The 19,988-nt window shown below is 72.1% G+C and carries 1 protein-coding gene; it reads right to left on the bottom strand.

Features of this window, described 5'->3' with window-relative positions; translation table 11 throughout:
- Complete coding sequence (locus ABD481_RS28360) at window positions 1–19,986, bottom strand: type I polyketide synthase (protein ID WP_344668836.1); 19,986 nt, start codon at window positions 19,984–19,986, stop codon at window positions 1–3.
- Window positions 19,987–19,988: the final 2 nt, after the last annotated feature.

The raw sequence follows: 19,988 nt of genomic DNA, 5'->3' as shown, positions 1-19,988 counted from the left end.
TCAGTCGCGGCCGAAGGACTCGTCGAGCATGTCGAAAAGCTCTTGGTCGCTGGCGCCGTCGAAATCGCCGGGGTCGAAAGCGGTGGGGTCGAGGGCTGCGGGGTCGGACCCGGCGGCGGCCGCGCCGCTCTCGCCGGTCTGCCACCCGCCGAGCAGGGCCCGCAGTCCGGTCGTCACCCGGACCCGGTCCACGCCGGCCAGCCGGGCGCTGGTGAGCAGCGCGGTGACGGCGTCGATCGCGCCCAGCACCGCGCCGACGTCCGGCTCGGTGGCCGGGGCCAGGCGGCCGCGCAGGAACGTGACCAGCTCGCCCAGGTTCGGATGGTCGAAGACGGTGGTGGTGGGCAGCCGCAGCCCGGTCAGCGCCGACAGCCGGTTGCGCAGCTCGACGCTCATCAGCGAGTCGAACCCGAGGTCCCGGAACGGCTGCTGCGGCGCGGGCGCGGCGGCGGAGTCGGCGTGGCCGAGCACGGTCGACACCTCCTTGCCGACCAGTTCGGTCAGCAGCGCCTGTTGCTCGTCGAGCAGCAGCGTGGCGAGGCGTTCGGCCAACCGGTTGCCGCCGCCCGCGCCGCCCACGCCCCCCGCGCCGATCCCGTCCCCCAGCACCGTATTCGCCGTATTCGCCGCACCGGCGGCGTGGCGGCGCGTCGTCCCGACGCGGACCAGACCCCGCATGAACGCCGGCACCCCGGTCTGGTCGGCGGTGGCCCGCATCGCGGCCAGCGGCAGCGGCGTGAGCACGAGCGCGGCGTGCGGTGCGGCCACCGCGCCGTCGAACAGCGCGAGCCCGCGCTCGTCGCTCATGGCGTCCGCGCCGGTCCGGCGCAGCCGCTCGGTGTCGACGTCGGACAGGTGTTTGGTCAGCCCGGTGCGCTGGGCCCACAGCCCCCAGGCCATCGACGTCGCGGGCAGCCCCAGCGAGCGCCGATGTCCGGCCAGAGCGTCCAGGAACGCGTTGGCCGCCGCGTAGTTGGCCTGCCCCATCGCGCCGAACACGCCGGCCGCGCTGGAGAACACGACGAATTGCGTGAGCGGCAGGTCGGCGGTCAGCTCGTGCAGGTGCCACGCGCCGTCGGCCTTCGGGGCGAGCACCCGGTCGAAGCGCTCGGGGGTGAGCAGTTCCACGACGCCGTCGTCGAGAGCTCCGGCGGTGTGGACGACACCGCGCAGCGGCCGGTCGGCCGGGATCCGGGCGAGGGCGGCGGCCAGTGCCGATCGGTCGCCGACGTCGCAGGCTTCGACGACGACATCGGCACCGACAGCGGTGAGTTCGGCGACAAGGTCCGCGGCACCCGCCGCTTCGAGGCCGGAGCGGGACAGCAGAAGCAGGCTCCTGATGCCGTGCTCGGCGACGAGATGACGGGCCACCAGGGATCCGAGGCCGCCGGTACCGCCGGTGATCAGCACGGTACCGTCGGGGTCCCAGGTCGGGACCGCTTCCGCAGGATACGACGACGTCTCCGATGGCGTCTCAGGCCGAGCGGCGCGGGCCAGACGTGCGGCCAGGATCCGACCGCCGCGCACGGCGAGCTGCGGTTCCTCACCGACGACAGCTGCCGCGAGCCCGGCCGGCGGCAGGACTTCGCGACCGTCGACATCGACGAGCACGACCATGCCGGGCTGCTCGGCCTGCGCACCACGGACCAGGCCCCACACGGCGGCAGCCGCGAGATCGGCGATCGGGTCGTCGGCCGAAGTGGACACAGCCTGCCGGGTCACGACCACCAGACGCGAGCCCTCGGCCCGCTCGACAGACAGCCATTCCTGAAGCACTGCCAAGGTGCGAGCGATGACAGTGCGCAGCCGCGTGGGAGCGTCGGCGGCGTCACCCGCGACAGCCGGGCAGTATGCGACCACGGCCGACGTGTCGGTCGGCACCTCACGGAGCGATCCATAGACCGCACCACCGCCGACGCCATACGGATCACAGCCAAGCACCGCCCACGGAGCGGCAGCGCCACCAGCCGCGGTCGCTGGGATCTGCGTCCAGTCGACGACGAACATCGCATCGCGTTCGCGCCGCCGGGCCGCCTGCTCGGCGAGCGCCTCCGGGACCGGACCGAACGAGATCGCCTCGATCTCCGCGACCGGCTGGCCTTCGGTATCGCGCGCCAGGACTCTGATACGTGGGGCTTCGGCATCGCCATCGACGCGTATCGCCAGCCGCAGGCTGGTCGCGCCGACTGCCGCCAGGCTGACGCCGCGAAGGCTGGTGACCAGCGCCGCCTCGGCCGGGGCCGCACCGCTGGCATGCCAGGTCTGAAGCACTCCGTCCAGCAGCGCCGGGTGCATCCCGAACGCGGCGTCGCCGACCACTGGCAGATCCGTCGAGAGTTCGAGCTCTGCGAACAGTTCCTCGCCACGCCGCCACACGCGCCGCAGCGCCCGGAACGACGGACCATAGACGAGCCCTGTCTCCTCGGCGAGCCGCTCGAAGACCCGGTCGCCGTCCCCGATCAGCAGCTCGGCATCGGCCGGAGGCCACTCGGTATCAGTACCCCGATCCACCTCCTGCTGCTGCCGCATGGCACCGGCCAGCGTCCCGGTGGCGTGCCGGATCCACTCACCCTCGTCAGCAGTGTCGGGGCGCGTATGGACGGCGAGTTCGCACGTCCCATCGTCCGCGAGCGCACCTACGGTGACCTGGAGCCGAAGCGCCGCGCCGTCCTCCGGCACCACGACGGGTGCCTCCAACGTCAGCTCTCGAACAACCTCGCAGCCGACCTGCTCACCGGCCCGCAGCGCCAGGTCGACCAGCGCCGTCTCCGGCAGCAGCACCACCCCCGACACCGCGCGGTCCGCAAGCCACGGCTGCGTCCCGGCGGCGAGGCGGCCCGTCAGGAGACAACCACCGTCGGCCAGCGTGACTGCCGCGCCGAGCAGCGGATGTCCGGCGGCCGACAGCCCGGCCGCGCTGACGTCCCCGGCGGCGCCGCCTCGGGTGTCGAGCCAGTAATGCGCGTGTTCGAACGCATAGGTGGGCACTGCGAAGGCTCGACCGCCGGACCCCGCCGGATCAGAATCCTGGCCCGGATCGAGCAGCCCCGGCCAGTCGATCGGCACACCGGCCGTGAACAACCGGGCCGCCGAAGCCAGCAGCCCACCGCGATCCGCCGCGCCGCGACGCAGCGAACCGCCGACCACGCCGGTGCTTCCGGCTTCCTCAAGGATCTGCTCAATGCTCGCCGACAGCACCGGATGCGCGGAGGTCTCCAGGAAGAGTCCTTGCCCATCGGCGACCAGTTCGCCGATCGCCGGACCGAACACCACCGGCTCGCGCAGGTTCTGGTACCAGTAGTCGCCATCGGCCTCCAGGCCGGTCATCCACTGCCCGGTCACCGTGGACAGCCACCGGCGGCCCGGCGTGAGCGCGCGCGGGGTCAGCCCGGCCAGCTCCTCGCGCAGAACGGTCTCGATCCGCTCGACCATCGGCGAGTGGGAGGCGTAGTCCACCTCCAGGACCCGCACGCGGACCTCGCGCGCCTTCAGATCCGCGGCGAGGGTCTCGGCGGCCTCGCGCTCGCCGGAGATCGTCACCGCGTCCGGTCCGTTGATCACGGCCACCGACAGCCGGTCGGCGAACCCGGCCGCGGCGATCCAGCTCTCGGCGTCCGCCGCCGGCGCCGCGATCGAGACCATGGCGCCGGAACCGGCGAGCAGTTCGCGGATGATCCGCGATCGGACGGCGGCGACCCGGGCCCCGTCCTCGATGCTCAGCGCGCCGGCCACCACCGCGGCGGCGATCTCGCCCTGCGAGTGCCCCACGACGACCGACGGCGAGACGCCCAGCGACTCCCACACCCGGGCCAGGCCGACCATCACCGCCCACAGCACCGGCTGCACGATGTCGACGCGCTCCAGCCAGGACTCGTCGGTGCCGGACAGCACTTCGACGAGATCGAAGTCGGTCCACGGCCGCAGGGCCCGTCCGCATTCGGCGATGGTCTCGGCGAACACTCCGCCCTGCGCGAGCAACGCCCCGCCGACGCAGGACCGCTGCCAGCCCTGGCCGGGGAAGACGAACACCCCGGCGCCCGGGACCGAGCCCGAGCTCACGAAGGTCTCCGCGCCCGGCTCGCCGGTCGCGATCGAGCGCAGCCCTTCGACGAGTTCGCCGCGATCGGTGCCCACGACCACGGCGCGATGGGCGAACCGCGACCGGCCGGCGAGCGCGAGGGCGGTCTCGACCAGCCCCTCGTCACTGTCGGCGGCCCACTGCGCCAACCGCGAGGCCTGCGCCCGCAACGCGCTCTCGGACTTGGCGGACAGCGGCCAGGCGACGCCGCCGGACGGCAGCTCGACGGCCTCCGGCGCGACCGGATCGGGGTCGCCTTCCTCCACGATGACGTGCGCGTTCGTGCCGCTGATCCCGAACGAGGAGATCCCCGCGCGACGCGCCCGGCCGTCGGCGCGCGGCCATTCCCGGGCCTCGGTCAGCAGTTCGAGGTCGCCGCTGGCCCAGTCGACCCGCGACGAGGGCTCGTCCAGGTGCAGCGACTTGGGCATCAGGCCGTGCCGCAGCGCCAGCACGGTCTTGATGATCCCGGCGACTCCGGCGGCGGCCTGGGTGTGGCCGATGTTCGACTTCACCGAGCCCAGCCACAGCGGACCGCCCTTGCGGTCCTGGCCATAGGTGGCCAAGAGCGCCTGGGCCTCGATCGGGTCGCCGAGCCGGGTCCCGGTGCCGTGGCCCTCGACCAGATCGACGTCGGAGACTTCGAGCCCTGCGTTGGCCAGGGCTTGCAGGATCACGCGTTCCTGTGATGGTCCGTTCGGCGCGGTCAGGCCGTTGGAGGCGCCGTCCTGGTTCACCGCAGAGCCCTTCACAATGCCGAGCACCCGGTGCCCGAGCCGCCGCGCATCCGACAGCCGCTCCACAGCCAGCATGCCGACGCCCTCGCCGACCCCCATGCCGTCGGCGCCGGCCGAGTACGCCTTGCAGCGGCCGTCGGAGGCCAGGCCGGACTGGCGGCCCATCTCGTCGAACAGCATCGGCGAGCCCATGACCGTGACGCCGCCAGCGAGGGCGAGCGAGCACTCGCCGCTGCGCAGAGCTTGCGCAGCCAGATGAAGGGCCACCAGCGAAGAGGAGCAAGCGGTGTCCACGGTGACGGCCGGGCCGGTCAGGCCCAGGGTGTAGGAGACCCGGCCGGACATCACGCTCGCCGAGCTGCCGGTGATGAGGAAGCCGCCGACGCCTTCGGGCACGGTTCGCAGGCCCGCCGCGTAGTCCTGGCCGTTGGTGCCGACGAACACGCCGGTCGCGGAACCGCGTAGCGCCTCGGCGTCGTAACCGGCCGTTTCCAGCGCCTCCCAGGAGACTTCGAGCAGCTGCCGCTGTTGCGGGTCCATGGCCAGGGCCTCGCGCGGCGAGATCCCGAAGAACGCCGCGTCGAAGTCCCCGGCCGCGTTCAGGAAGGCACCCTGGCGGGCATCGGTGGCCGAGGCGGCGCCGGCCGAGGTGCGGTTCAGACCGGCCAGGGCGTCCACGTCCCAGCCCCGATCGCCGGGCAGGCCGGTCACGGCGTCGACGCCATCGGCCAGCAGCTGCCAGAACTCCTCCGGTGTGCGGGCGCCGCCCGGGAACCGGCAGGCCATGCCGACGATCGCGATCGGCTCGTCAACGGTCGCCGCAGCCTGGACCACGACCGCGCGGCGCGTCGCACCGGGCAGGCTGCGGCGCAGGTGGTCGGCCAGGGCTCGCGGGCTCGGGTGGTCGAACACCAGCGTCGCCGGGAGCGTGAGCCCGGTCGCCTTCATCAGGCCGTTGCGAAGCTCGACGGCGGTCAGCGAGTCGAAGCCCAGGTCCTTGAACGCCGCGTCCTCGACGATCGCGTCCGGTCCGGCGTGGCCGAGGACGGCCGCGGCCTGGAGCCGGACGGCGGCGAGGAGTTCGCGGGTCTGGGCCTGCTGGTCCAGGGCGGCGAGGCGCGCGGCGAAGCCGTCGGTGGCGGGCGCGCCGGCGACTGACGCACCGGTCTTGGGAGCCGCAGCGCCGCGCGCAGGATCGAAATCGCGCAGCACCGCAGGCATGAAGCCGAGCGCCCGCAAGGCGGCACGGTTCAGCCGCAGTGGCACGAGCACGGCATCCGGTTCGGCAACGGCGAGGTCCAGCAGTTGCGCCTCCTCCTCAGGCCGGGGCGCGGCGGCCAGGCTCACACCGCCGCTACCCCAGGCCAAGGTCTGGCCGGACAGGCCGAGCGCGTGCCGGAAGGAGGCCAGCCCGATCAGGAAGGCGCTCCCGGCGGCTGCCTCGGTATCAGAGCCCAGAATCCCAGCGGCGTTCGACGACATGACGAAGGCGGACAGGGGCTGCCGGGCCGGGGCCGAGGTCAGCTCGTGCAGGTTCCAAGCGGCGGTCGCGACCTGGTCCAAGGTGCCGTCGGCGGAGAGGATGACCGCGCTTATGGGGCCGTTGGACTCGATCAGGGCGACGGCCTCGGCGAGCGCGGTGCGGTCGGCCGGGTCGAGCGTCATGACCCTGATTCGGGCGCCGGTCACGGTCAGTTCAGGACTCGGAATGGCGTGCGAGGGGACTGCAAGGACCAGGTCCCGCACATCGTGAGTGGTCGCGAGATGCCGGGCTATCCGATCAGCGTCCGGTGCCGCGATCAGCACAGAACCGGAGGCGAACCGGCTCCACACCGATTCCCGGTCGGCGTCGCTCGGCGCAACACGCATCAGGCGCGGCAGGACTACACCGAGTCCACCGTTGCGGACGGCGGCTTGGGGCTCGTCGCCGGAGTCGGCGAGCGCCTGGAGGAAGTCAGAGTGCGCATAGGACTTCGGGTCCAGGTCGATCACGGCGATCCGGTCCGGGTGCCGCGCCTGCAGAGCCCGGATCAGGCCCCAGACAGCCGCTCCGGCCAGGTCGGCCACGGCCTCGTCGGCGCTGACCGCGACGGCACCCCGGGTCACGAGCACCAGACGTCCGTCGCCGTTCGCCAGCCAGGCGTCCGCGTGTGCCTGAACCGCTGCCACGGTCGCCGCGAGGTCCTCGATGCCGTCAGCGCCGTCGCCACCGGCGCAGATCACGGCGCCGGCACCGGCCGGGACGTCGTCGAACGACGCCGCCGACTCCAGGCCGAGCCCGAACAGGTCGTCGGCCACGACGCACCACGAGAGCGATGCGGCGGAGTCAGGATCGGCGGGCCGACGGGCCGGAACCCATTCCAGCCGCAGCAGGTCCTCGGCGGGGTTGCCGCGTCCCCAGCCGCGAACGCGCTCGGTGTCCACGGCGCGCGACACCATGGAGCCGACCGAGAAGGCCAGGTTGCCAGCTTCATCGACGCCGAGCACGGTGAGGGCGCCGTCGCCGTCGGCCGTCACTTGGACGCGCAGCGCGCGCCGTCCCGGGTGGGGGACGCGCACCTGGGTCCAGGCGAACGGCATCCGGACTGTGCTGTCGTCTTCGGCGCTTTCGCTTTCGCTTTCGCCTTCGGCAGTGGCGCTGGCACCGGCACCGGCGAAAGCCCAGGCCTGCAACGCCGCGTCGAGCAGCACCGGATGGATCGAGAAGCCGTCAGAGCCTTCGACGCTGCTGGCAGCCTCCGGAAGTTCGACCTCTGCGAACACGGCGTCGGCGCCACGCCACGCGCCGCGCACAGCGTGGAACGCGGGGCCGTAGTACGTACTGTCGACGGCGGCCAGGCTCTCGTAGACGGCGTCGACCGGGATCGGGGCCGTGTCGGCCGGGGGCCACGTCGCCGAAGCGACAAGGGCACTGATATCCGGGGCCTGCGGCTCGCCGTCACCGACAGCCACCGTGCCCGAGGCGTGCCGCGTCCAGTCCGCGACCGCGTCCGGCGTATCGGGACGGGTGTGAACGGCCAGCTCGCGAGCCCCGTCCGCACCTGGCGCACTGACGATGACCTGGAGCTGCAACGCTCCCTGGCGCGGGATGAGTACCGGCGCGTGCAACATCAGCTCACTGAGCTGGTCGCAGCCCGCCTCCGCCCCGGCTCGAAGCGCGAGCTCCACCAGCGCGGTCCCGGCCAGCAGAGCCGTGCCGGAGACGGCGTGGTCCGCGAGCCAGGGCTGAGTGGCGATCGACAGGCGGCCAGTGAGGATCCGGCCCCCGTCGGCGAGTCCGACAGCAGCGCTGAGCAGCGGGTGGCCGGTCGTGGTCAGGCCGGCGGCGGGAAGGTCCGCGGCCGCGCCACCCGGGGCCTGCAACCAGTAGCGGGTATGTTCGAAGGCGTAGGTAGGGAGGGTGGCGCGGCTTGTCTGAGCACTGTCGACCGCGCCGAGAATCGCGGGCCACCGCATGGGCACGCCAGCCGCATAGAGCGCAGCGGCGGTGCGGACCAGGGCCGAAGAGTTCTCGATCTCCGCATGCAGCACCGGGACCGCAGTCGGGTCGGGCGTCGCGTCCGGAGCCATGGCAACGATCAGGCCCACGTCTTCGCGGAGTTCCCAAGCCGCAGCCAAGCCCCAGGCTTCCAGCTGCCGAGCAGCCGTGGCCTGCTCGGAGTCAGCGTCCTGCGAACCAACCTCCGAGAACAGCACCGCGACGGAGACCGGCTCCGGCCCGGTGCCGACGAACGTCCCCGCCATCGGCTCCCCGAGGGCCAGCCCGCGCAACTGCGCGACCAGCGACTCGCGGTCCGCGCCGGTGACAACGGCACGGTGCCCGAACCGGGCGCGGGCCGCCAGCGTCAGACCGATCTCGACCAGACCGTCCTCGCTCTCCGCAGCCCACTGCGCCAGGCGGCTCGCCTGGGCCCGCAGCGCGGCCTCGGTCTTCGCCGACAGCGGCCAGGCGACGCCGCCCTCGGGCAGCGGAACCGGCGCGGTCGCCGCCGCCGGCTCGGCGTCGCCTTCTTCCACGATGACGTGGGCGTTCGTCCCACTCATACCGAACGACGAGACGCCGGCGCGCCGGGGACGGCCGTCCTCGCGCGGCCACGGCCGGGCCGCGGTCAGCAGCTCGACGGCGCCGGCCGACCAGTCCACCTCCGGCGACGGCGCGTCGACATGCAGCGTCGCGGGCATGAGCCCGTGCCGCATGGCGAGCACGGTCTTGATCACGCCGGCCACCCCGGCGGCGGCCTGGGTGTGGCCGATGTTCGACTTCACCGAGCCGAGCCGCAGCGGGCCGCCGCTCCGTTCGCGGCCGTAGGTCGCCAGCAGCGCCCGCGCCTCGATCGGGTCGCCGAGCCGCGTGCCGGTCCCGTGTGCCTCCACCAGATCGACGTCGGCCGCGTCGACACCGGCATTGGCGAGCGCCTGGAGGATCACACGTTCCTGCGACGGGCCGTTCGGAGCGGTGAGGCCGTTGGAGGCGCCGTCCTGGTTCACGGCCGAGCCGCGCAGGACGCCGAGGACTTGGTGGCCGGCGCGGCGGGCGTCGGAGAGCCGTTCGACGACGAGCACGCCGACGCCCTCGGCCATGCCGAACCCGTCGGCGGAGGCGGCGAACGCCTTGCAGCGGCCGTCGGCGGCCAAGCCGCTCTGGAGCGTGAACTCGCTGAAGGCGCCAGGCGTGGCGAGGACGGTGACGCCGCTGGCCAGGGCCATCGAGCACTCGCCGCTGCGCAGGGCCTGCGCGGCCAGGTGGAGGGCGACCAGGGAGGAGGAGCAGGCGGTGTCCACGGTGACTGCCGGGCCGGTCAGGCCGAGGACGTAGGCGACGCGGCCGGAGATCACGCTGCCGGAGACGCCGGTGGCGGCGTAGCCCTGCGCGGCCTCGTGGTGTCGGCCGGCGAGGACTGCGTAGTCGGGATTGCCCGCGCCGACGAACACACCGGTCTGCGAACCGTGCAGCGCGGTCGGGTCGATCCCGGCGTCTTCCAGGGCTTCCCACGTCGTTTCCAGCAGCAAGCGCTGCTGCGGGTCCATCGCCTGGGCCTCGCGCGGCGAGATGCCGAAGAAGGCGGCATCGAACCCTGCGACGCTCTCCAGGAAGCCGCCCCGGGCCGAGTCCACGGTGTCCCAGCCCCGATCGGCCGGGACGGCGCTGATGCCGTCGCCGCCGGACACGATCAGTTCCCAGAGATCCTCGGCCGAGCCGATCCCGCCCGGATAGCGGCAGGCCATGCCGACGATCGCGATCGGCTCGTCGGCCACCGCCGCGGCCTGCACGACCACGGCCCTGGTCACGCCGCTGAGGCGGTCGCGCACGAACGCGGTGACGGCGGTCGGCGTGGGGAAGTCGAAAACGAGGGTGGTGGGGAGGGTCAGCGAAAGCGCGGCGGCCAGACCGTTGCGGAACTCGACCGAGGTCAGCGAGTCGAACCCGAGTTCGCTGAATGGTTGGTCGACGCCGATCGCGTCGGCACCGGAGTGGCCGAGGACGGCGGCGGCCTGCGCGCGGACCAGGGCCAGTACCTCGCGCGCCTGGGCGTCGGCGTCGAGCGCGGCGAGACGGGAGGCGAGGGTGTCGCCGGTCGCCGCGCCGAGGGCCGGATCGGCGCTGGTGACGCGGCGGGGGGTGGTGCGAACCAGGGCTCGCAGAAGCGGTGGGACGGGGTTCATGGTGCGCGCGAACGCGAGGTTGAGACGGAGGGGGATGGCGAGGGTCGATCCGGTCGCCAGATCGAACAGGCTGAGGCCCTGCTCCACCGAGAGCGGAGCCGCCAGCCGTTGCAGCCGCTTGCGATCTCCGCTGGTGAGGCGGCCTCCCAGGCCACGCTCCTCGTCCCACAGGCCCCAGGCCAGCGAGGTGGCTGGAAGCCTTTGCGCACGCCGCCAGGTCGCGAACGCGTCGAGGAAGGCGTTGGCGGCGGCGTAGTTCGCCTGGCCGCCGGCGCCGAGGATGGCTGCCGCGCTGGAGAAGGTGATGAACGCGGTGAGCGGGAGATCGGCGGTCAGTTCGTGGAGTGCCCACACCGCGTCGACCTTCACGCGCAGGACTCGCGTCAGCTGTTCGTGCGTCAGCGACAGGGCGACGGCGTCATCGGCGAGCCCTGCGACGTGCACGACGCCGCGCAGCGGCCACCGCGACGGAATGGCCGCGATCAGCTCGGCGAGCGTGTCGCGATCGGCGACGTCACCGGCGACCATCCGGACCCGAACGCCCAGCTCTGCCAATTCCTGCACCAGGGTGAGCGCGTCGGCGCTCGACGGGCCGGAGCGCGAGAGGATCAGCATGCTGCGGATACCGTGGGCGGTCGCCAGGTGGCGCACCACGTGGCGGCCGAGGCCGCCGGTGCCGCCGGTGACCAGGACTGTTCCGTCCTGGTCCCACACTGCTCCGGCTTCGTCCGCGTCTGCGGGCGCGGGCGCGGCCATGCGGATCAGGCGGGGCACCAGCACGGCTCCGTCACGTAGCGCCGCCTGCTCCTCGTCGCCGAGGGCGGCCACGACCGCGGCCAGTTCGTCGGTGTCGGTGGTGGAAGTGGGGTCGGCATCCAGAAGAATGAGGCGGCCGGGGTGCTCGGACTGCACCGAGCGAATCAGTCCCCACACAGCCGCGCCGGCCAAGTTCTCGACCGTGTCGCCGACCGCGCCGCGCGTCACGACCACGAGGCGTTCCGGTACCTCGTTCGTCAGCCAGGCCTGGACCTGCTCCAGCACGCTCCACGCCACATCAGCAACCTGATCGGCACGCTGCCCAGCCGGCACGAACAGCCATTCGACCGCGGCGTCGGCCGACGACCTCGCCGACGCCGAGGACGCTGACAACTGCGTCGACGCCGGCGCAACCGGCGACACCGGCACCGCTATCGGCACCCAGTCCAGTCCCAGCAGCCCGTCGGCCCCGCCGCGTCCCCACGACCGGGCCTGCCCGGCGTCGACCGGACGCGAGACCATCGACCCGACCGCGACCACGGCCGCCCCGGTGTCGTCGACACCCAGCACACTGACACCGCCGTCGGCGGCGGCCGCCAACCGGACGCGCAGGCTGCGCGCGCCGATTGCTGCGAGGCGCACTTCCGACCACGCAAACGGCATCCGGACCTGGCCGGTCTCGCCACCGCTGTCGCCGTCTCCACCCCCGGCCACGGCCCACGCCAGCAGCGCCGCGTCCAACAGCACCGGATGCACGCCGAACCGGTCGGTGTCGGCCGTGGTCTCCGGCAGCGCGATCTCGGCGAACACCTCACCATCACGCTGCCACGCACGACGCAAGGCCCAGAACGACGGCCCGTATTCGACGCCGAGCTCCACCAGCCGCTCGTACATCCCTTCGACGGGCAACGTCACAGCACCCTGCGGCGGCCACACCGCGAAGCCCTCGGCATCGACCACCGCCGCCGACGCGTCGGCGAGGAAACCGGAGGCGTGGCGTGTCCACTCGCCATCGGCGTTTTCGGCGTCCTCCAGGCGCGTGTGCACGACGAACTCGCACGCGCCATCGCGCCCGGCCGCGCCGACCGTGACTTGCAGCTGCAACGCTCCGGACTCCGGAATCACCACCGGGGCCTGCAATGTCAGTTCACGAAGAACCGCGTGCCCGGCCGTCTCCCCGGCCCGCAGCGCGATCTCCACCAGCGCCGTCCCGGCCAGCAGCACGGTCCCCGACACGGCGTGGTCGGCCAACCAGGGCTGGGTGGCGATCGAGAGCCGGCCGGTGAGGACCCAGCCGCCGTCGGCGAGCGGAACGGCGGCGCCGAGCAGCGGATGGCCGGTCGCCGCCAGGCCGACGGCGCCGATGTCGCCGACGGACGTGGTCGGGGCGTCGAGCCAGTAGCGCGAGTGGTCGAACGCGTATGCGGGGACTGTCACCGCCGGCTCGGCGGCCACGCCGCCCGAGAGGAGAACCGGCCAATCGATCGGAACACCGGCGGTGAACAGCCGTCCAACGGAGGCCAGCAGCGCTGTCGCGTCGGCGGTGTCGCGGCGCAGAGTGCCACTGACGGCACCGGCCACTTCGGCGTTTTCGAGAACCTGCTCAATGCCCGAGGTCAGCACAGGGTGCCCGGAGGCCTCTACAAACAGCCGATGGCCCTCGCCTATCAGCTGCTCGACGGCCGGGGAGAACCCGACCTGCTGACGCAGATTCCGATACCAATACTCAGCATCAGCCTCAGTACCAGTCATCCACTGACCGGTCACCGTCGACAGCCACCGGCGCCCGGGAGCCAGCTCGCGAGGAGTCAGCCCGGCAAGTTCGCGCCGAAGGACGTCCTCGATCTGGGCGACCATCGGCGAGTGCGATGCGTAGTCGACATCGACCACCCGAACCCGCACACCCCGCGCCTCGATCTCAGCGGCAAAGGCCAACACCGCCTCACGATCACCAGCAACCGTCACCGCAGCAGGACCATTCACCGCCGCGATGGAAACCCCGTCGACCAGCCAGCTTTCAACCTCAGCCGCCGACGCCGCCACCGAGGCCATCGCCCCCGAACCCGCAAGATGCTCACGAATCACCCGCGAACGCACCGCAACCACCCGCGCGCCATCCTCCACACTGAGCGCACCCGCCACCACCGCCGCCGCGATCTCACCCTGCGAATGGCCCACCACCACCGAGGGCGCCACCCCCAACGACTCCCACACCCGCGCCAGCCCAACCATCACCGCCCACAACACCGGCTGCACCACATCCACCCGCCCCAACCACACCTCATCCGAACCAGAAAGCACCTCCACCAGATCGAAATCAGCCCACTGCCGCAGCGCTACACCGCACTCCGCAATCGCCTCCGCGAACACACCACCAGCCAGCAAACCAGCACCAACCCCCACCCGCTGCCACCCCTGCCCCGGAAACACCAACACGCCGCCGCTCGACACTCCGCTGCTCGACACCCCCGAGATCACTGAACCCGAAATCGTGTTCGCATCACCAGCGGCAACCGACCGCAGACCCGCAACCACAGACTCGCGATCCTGACCAATCACCACGGCCCGATGGGCGAAACCGGAACGCCGCGCCAGCGCGAGACCGGTTTCAACGAGCCCTTCATCACCATCGGCAGTCCACTGCGCCAACCGCGAAGCCTGCGCCCGCAGCGCACCCTCCGACTTCGCCGACAACCCCCACGCCACACCACCAGAAGGCACCGGCAACGCTTCAACGAGCGGCTCCGCATCCCCTTCCTCGATGATCACGTGCGCGTTCGTCCCGCTGATCCCGAACGAGGACACCCCGGCCCGCCGCGGCCGTCCCTCCGTCCGCCGCCACTCCTGCGGCTCCGCCAGCAGCCGCACCGCGCCGGCCGACCAGTCCACCTGCGGCGACGGCTCGTCCAGATGCAGCGTCGCGGGCATCACCTCGCGGCGCAGCGCCTGCACGGCCTTGATCACACCCGCGACCCCGGCGGCGGCCTGCGTGTGGCCGATGTTCGACTTCACCGACCCCAGCCACAGCGGGCCCTCGGACCGGTCCTGACCATAGGTCGCCAGCAACGCCTGCGCCTCGATCGGGTCGCCGAGCCGCGTACCGGTCCCGTGACCCTCGACGAGATCCACGTCCGCGACTTCGAGCCCTGCGTTGGCCAGCGCTTGAAGAATCACTCGCTCCTGCGACGGCCCGTTCGGCGCCGTAAGTCCGTTCGAAGCGCCGTCCTGATTCACCGCCGAGCCGCGCATGACGCCAAGCACGCGGTGGCCCAGGCGCCGGGCATCGGAGAGCCGCTCGACGACGAGCATGCCGACGCCCTCGCCCCAGCCGGTGCCGTCGGCCGCTCCCGCGTACGACTTGCACCGGCCGTCGGAGGCAAGCCCGTCCTGGCGTGCGAACTCCATGAACGCGATCGGCGTCGCCATCACCGCGACGCCGCCGGCCAGCGCCATCGAACACTCGCCGTTGCGCAACGCCTGGGCCGCCAAGTGCAGCGCGACGAGCGACGACGAACACGCCGTGTCGACCGTCACGGCCGGACCCGTCAGCCCGAACACGTAGGAGATCCGGCCCGACATCACGCTCGCGACGTTGCCGGTCAGCCCGAAGCCCTGGAGCCGGTCGGCGGCACCGGCCAGCAGCGTCGAGTATTCCGACGTCCCGGCGCCGGTGAAGACTCCCACCTGCTGACCGTGCACACTCGCCGGCGCGATGCCGACGCTCTCCAGTGCCTCCCAGGTCGTTTCGAGCAGCAACCGCTGCTGGGGATCCATCGCGAGCGCCTCGCGCGGAGAGATCCCGAAGAAGGCGGCGTCGAAATCAGCCGCACCGGCCAGGAAGCCGCCCGCGATGTCGGCCGGTCCGGTGGTGACATCCGCGGTGCCCTCAGCGTTCCGGTCGGCGCCGAGGATCGTCGCACTGTCGCCCCAACCCCGATCGGTCGGAATCGGCACGATGCCGTCGCGACCGCTCGCGATCAGGTCCCAGAACTCGTCCGGATTCCGCACACCCCCGGGGAAGCGGCAGGCCATGCCGACGATCGCGATCGGCTCGTCCGCCACCGCGGCCGCCTGCACCACCACCGTGCGCGCCGCACCGGCGCCCGCCGCCAAGCCGATGCGGTCGCGCAGGAGCGAGGCCAGCGCGGTGGGGCTCGGGTAGTCGAAGACCAGCGACGCGGGCAGCGTCAGGCCGGTCGCCTTAGCCAGGGCATTGCGAAGCTCGACGGCCGTCAGCGAGTCAAAGCCCAAGTCTTTGAACGCGGCGTGCGCGTCCACGGCGTCGGCGGATGCATGACCGAGCACGGCGGCCACTCGCAGGCACACCAGTTCCAACAGGATCCTGAGCTGCTCCTCGGGGTTGCGACCGGCCAGCTCGGCGGCCAGGCGGCTGTCAGCGCCGGCGCCGGCCTTCGCTTCGCTGTCGGCACCGGCCAGTTGCAGCGCCGCGGCCGCCTCTGGCACGGACGCCAGCAGCGGCGCGGGGCGGGCCATGACGAAGGCGGGTGCGAAAACGGACCAGTCGACGTCGGCGACGACCGTCGCGGCCCGGTTCTCGACCAGCGCGCGGTCGAGGGCCGCGAGAGCCGAGTCCGGGTCCATGGCGCGCAGACCACGACGTGCGAGGTAGGCGGCGGCTTCGGCGTCGTCGGCCGCGACCCCGGCACCGGCCCACGGACCCCAGGCGACGCTGCTGCCCGCCAGGCCGCGCTCGCGGCGGGAGACGACAAGACCGTCCAGGAAGGCGTTCGCGGCAGCATACGCGCCCTGACCGCCGCCGCCCCAGGTCCCGGCGATGGAGGAGAACACGACGAAGGCGTCGAGTTCCCGGTCGCCGAGTTCGGCGTCGAGCCACCACGCACCGGCCGCCTTGGCGCCCATGACGTGGGCCCAGTCGGCGTCGGGGGCGGACTCGATCGGCGTCAGATCGGCGACACCGGCGACGTGGAAGACTGCTGACAACTCGTCGCCGCAGGCCCGCACCAGGTCGCCGACCTGCGCCCGATCCGCCATATCGCAGCGGACGAACACGGCCTCCGCGCCCTCAGCCTCCAGCCGGGCCGCCAGCTCCGTCGCGCCCTCGGCCTGGTCACCGCGACGCGACGCCAGTACCACACGCTCGGCACCGTGCTCGGCGACCCACTGCGCGACGAGTCCGCCCAGCGCGCCACTGGCGCCGGTGACGAGAACGGTGCCGCGCGCACTCCACGGACCGTCTGCCGGTTGCGTGCCCGAGGGCTGCGATGTGCGCAGGACACGTGCGGCCCAGATGCCGTCGGACCGTACGGCGAGTTGGTCCTCTTCCGACGCGTCGGCGGCAAGGACGCCCGCCAGTTGGTCCAACACCGCCGGTCCGAGGTCCTCCGGCAGGTCGACGAGGCCGCCCCACACGGCAGGGAACTCCAGTGCCGCGACACGTCCCAAGCCCCAGGTCTGCCAGGCCCACGCATCGGTCGGCGCAGCACCGGGAGCGGCGGTGCCGCCTTGGGTCAGAGCCCAGATACGCGTGCCGTCGGCACAGGCCCGGAGCAGCCGCGTGGTTTCGGTGACTGCGGCACCGACGCCGGAGGCCGTGGCCGTCGACTCCCCGATGCCCAGTAGCGACACCACGCCGCCGAACTCGGCCCAGCGCTCGGCGTCCCAGGCCTCGCACTCCTGGAGCTCAGCCACGGTCACGGTCTCGGCGCCACGCTCGGCGAGGCCGACACGCAGCCGCTCGACGAGGTCGGCAGGCGTCCGCGACGACGCCACGGCAAGCCAGGACCCTGACAGGCTGCGCGTGGCCTCCGACGCCACTCGCTGCCACGAGACCCCGTACTGCCAGCGCGAAATGCGGCTCCGCTCCCGCCAGCGTGCGAGCACCGGCAGCGCATCGGCGAGCGCCTGGCGCTCGGCCTCGGCGACGCCGAGAGACCGCGCGACGCCCTCGGTGTCCCGGCGCTCCACCAGATCCCAGAACTCGGAATCGCCGTCGGCGAGCGCCGCGACAGCGGGCGCCTCCAGCCAATAGCGGGTGTGGTCGAAGGCGTAGGTGGGCAGTTCGAGCTGGGCCGACCCGGCGCCGCCACCGCCCAGCACCGCCGACCAGTCGACGTCGATTCCGGCGCTGAAGAGGGCGGCTGCGCTCTGGGTCAGGGCGCTCGGCTCGTCAGCATCCTTACGCAAGGTCGGGATGGCAGCGGCCGACTCATCGAGGACGCCTGCCATCATGGAGGTCAGGACGCCGTCCGGGCTGACGTCCACGAACACCCCGGCACCCTGCTCCGCCAGGAACGTCACGGCATCAGCGAACCGGACCGTCTCGCGCACCTGACGCACCCAATACCGGGGGTCGGTCACGTCTTCGCCGAGCTGCGTGCCGGTCAGGGTCGAGACCAGCTTCAGGCGTGGGAGCGTGGCCGGGACCGAGGCGACGATCTTTTCGAACTCGACCAGCGCCGAGTCCATGTGATGGCTGTGGAAAGCATGCGAGACCGTCAGGCGCCGAGCCCGATGGCCAGAGTCCTTATAACGCTCGACCAGGGTTTCGACCACATCGGCATCACCGGAGACGACCACCGAGGTCGGGCCGTTCACCGCCGCGATGCACACGCCATCGGGCAGGCTCGCCAACACCTCGGCCTCGGTCGCCTCCAAAGCGGCCATCGCACCGCCGGCGCGCGCCTGCCCCATCAGACGACCACGCGCCGCAACGATCTTGCAGGCACCCTCAAGATCCCAGACACCCGCGATATGCGCCGCGCTCAGCTCGCCGATCGAATGACCGCCAAGCCAGGACGCGCCCAGGCCCCATGCTTCGAGCTGCCGATAGGCCGCCACCTGAACCGCAAACAACGCAGGCTGGGTCACCTCGGTCCGGTTCAGAACCTCGGCATCAGACAACGCCTCAACAGAGAGACCGAGCAGCTCGCACACCCGATCGAACACCTCAGTAAAGACCGGCAACACACCACGCAGCCCAAGACCCATCCCAACGCGCTGCGACCCCTGCCCCGAAAACAACACCGCCACGGCAGAAGCAGCCGAACCAGAACCTTCGAACACGCCCGACCCGGCCACCACCCCAACCGACTCAACCGGCGCTCCGGCCACCGCACCCGCCGACCCGACCGACCGATCAGCCGCCCCAGCAAGCCTCCGCAGGCCAGCAACCATCGCCGCCCAATCAGCCCCCACCACCGCAGCCCGAACCCCAAAACGCGACCGCCCCGCCAAAGCCAACCCAGTCTCAACAAGCCCTTCATCCTCATCAGCAGCCCACTCAGCCAGCCGCCCCGCCTGCGCCCGCAGCGCCCCCTCCGACTTCGCCGACAGCGCCCACACCACCCCGCCCGAAGGCACCGCCAGCCCCTCGGCCGCCTCCGGCTCCGGATCCCCCTCCTCCAGAACCACATGCGCATTCGTCCCACTGATCCCGAACGAGGACACCCCAGCCCGCCGCGGCCGCCCCTCCGTCCGCCCCCACTCCCGCGCCTCAGTCAGCAGCTCCAACTCCCCCGCCGACCAATCCACCTGCGGCGAAGGCTCATCCACATGCAACGTCGCCGGCATCACCCCATACCGCATCGCCAGCAGAGCCTTGATGATCCCCGCCACACCAGCCGCAGCCTGCGTATGTCCGATGTTCGACTTCACCGACCCCAACCACACCGGCCCGCCGGCCCGACCCTGCCCATACGTCGCCAACAGCGCCTGCGCCTCGATCGGGTCACCCAGCGTCGTCCCAGTCCCATGACCCTCGACCAGATCCACATCACCGGCCTCAAGACCAGCATTCGCCAACGCCTGAAGAATCACCCGCTCCTGCGACGGACCATTCGGCGCCGTAAGCCCATTCGACGCACCGTCCTGATTCACCGCCGAACCACGCACCACACCCCACACCCGGTGGCCCAGCCGTCGAGCATCCGACAGCCGCTCCACCACCAGAACCCCTACGCCCTCACCCCACCCCGTACCATCCGCCGCCCCCGCATACGACTTGCACCGGCCATCCCCGGCCAGACCGCCCTGCCGCGCGAAGTCCACGAACTCGCCCGGCGTCGCCATCACCGACACTCCGCCGGCCAGGGCCAGCGTGCAGTCCCCACGCCGCAGCGCCTCGCAGGCCAGGTGCAGCGCCACCAGCGACGACGAGCACGCGGTGTCGATGGTGACCGCCGGGCCGGTGAGTCCCAGCGTGTAGGCGACGCGGCCGGAGACCACGCTGCCGGCGCCGCCGACGCCCAGATACGTCTGCACCTCGCGCGGCACGTCCTGCGCCGCCATCGCGTAGTCGTGCAGCATCAGGCCGGTGAACACGCCGGTCTGCGTCCCGCGCAGCGCGGCCGGGTCCAGGCCCGCGTGCTCCAGGGCCTCCCACGAGGTCTCCAGCACCAGGCGCTGCTGCGGGTCCATCGCCACGGCCTCGCGCGGGGAGATCCCGAAGAAGGCGGCGTCGAACCCTGCGACGTCGTCGACGAACCCGCCGACCGGTTCGTAGGAGCGGTCCAGTTCGGGATCGGTGAAGATGTTCTCCACGTCCCAGCCCCGGTCGCGGGGGAACGGCGAGACACCGTCCCGGCCCTCGGCCACCAGCCGCCACAGCTCCTCGGGGGATCCGACGCCGCCGGGCAGGCGGCAGCCCATCCCGACCACGGCGATCGGCTCGGTCAGCTCCGCGAGCAGGTGGGCGTTCTGCCGCCGGAGCACCTCGTTCTCGCGCAACGACTCACGCAGTGCTTTGACAACGCGGTCTTCGGACGCGGCCATCC

This window comes from Catenulispora yoronensis, assembly GCF_039531695.1.
Classification (GTDB): Bacteria; Actinomycetota; Actinomycetes; order Streptomycetales; family Catenulisporaceae; genus Catenulispora; species Catenulispora yoronensis.
Note: the sequence above shows the minus strand (reverse complement) of the source record. Positions and strands in the feature narration are given on the sequence as shown.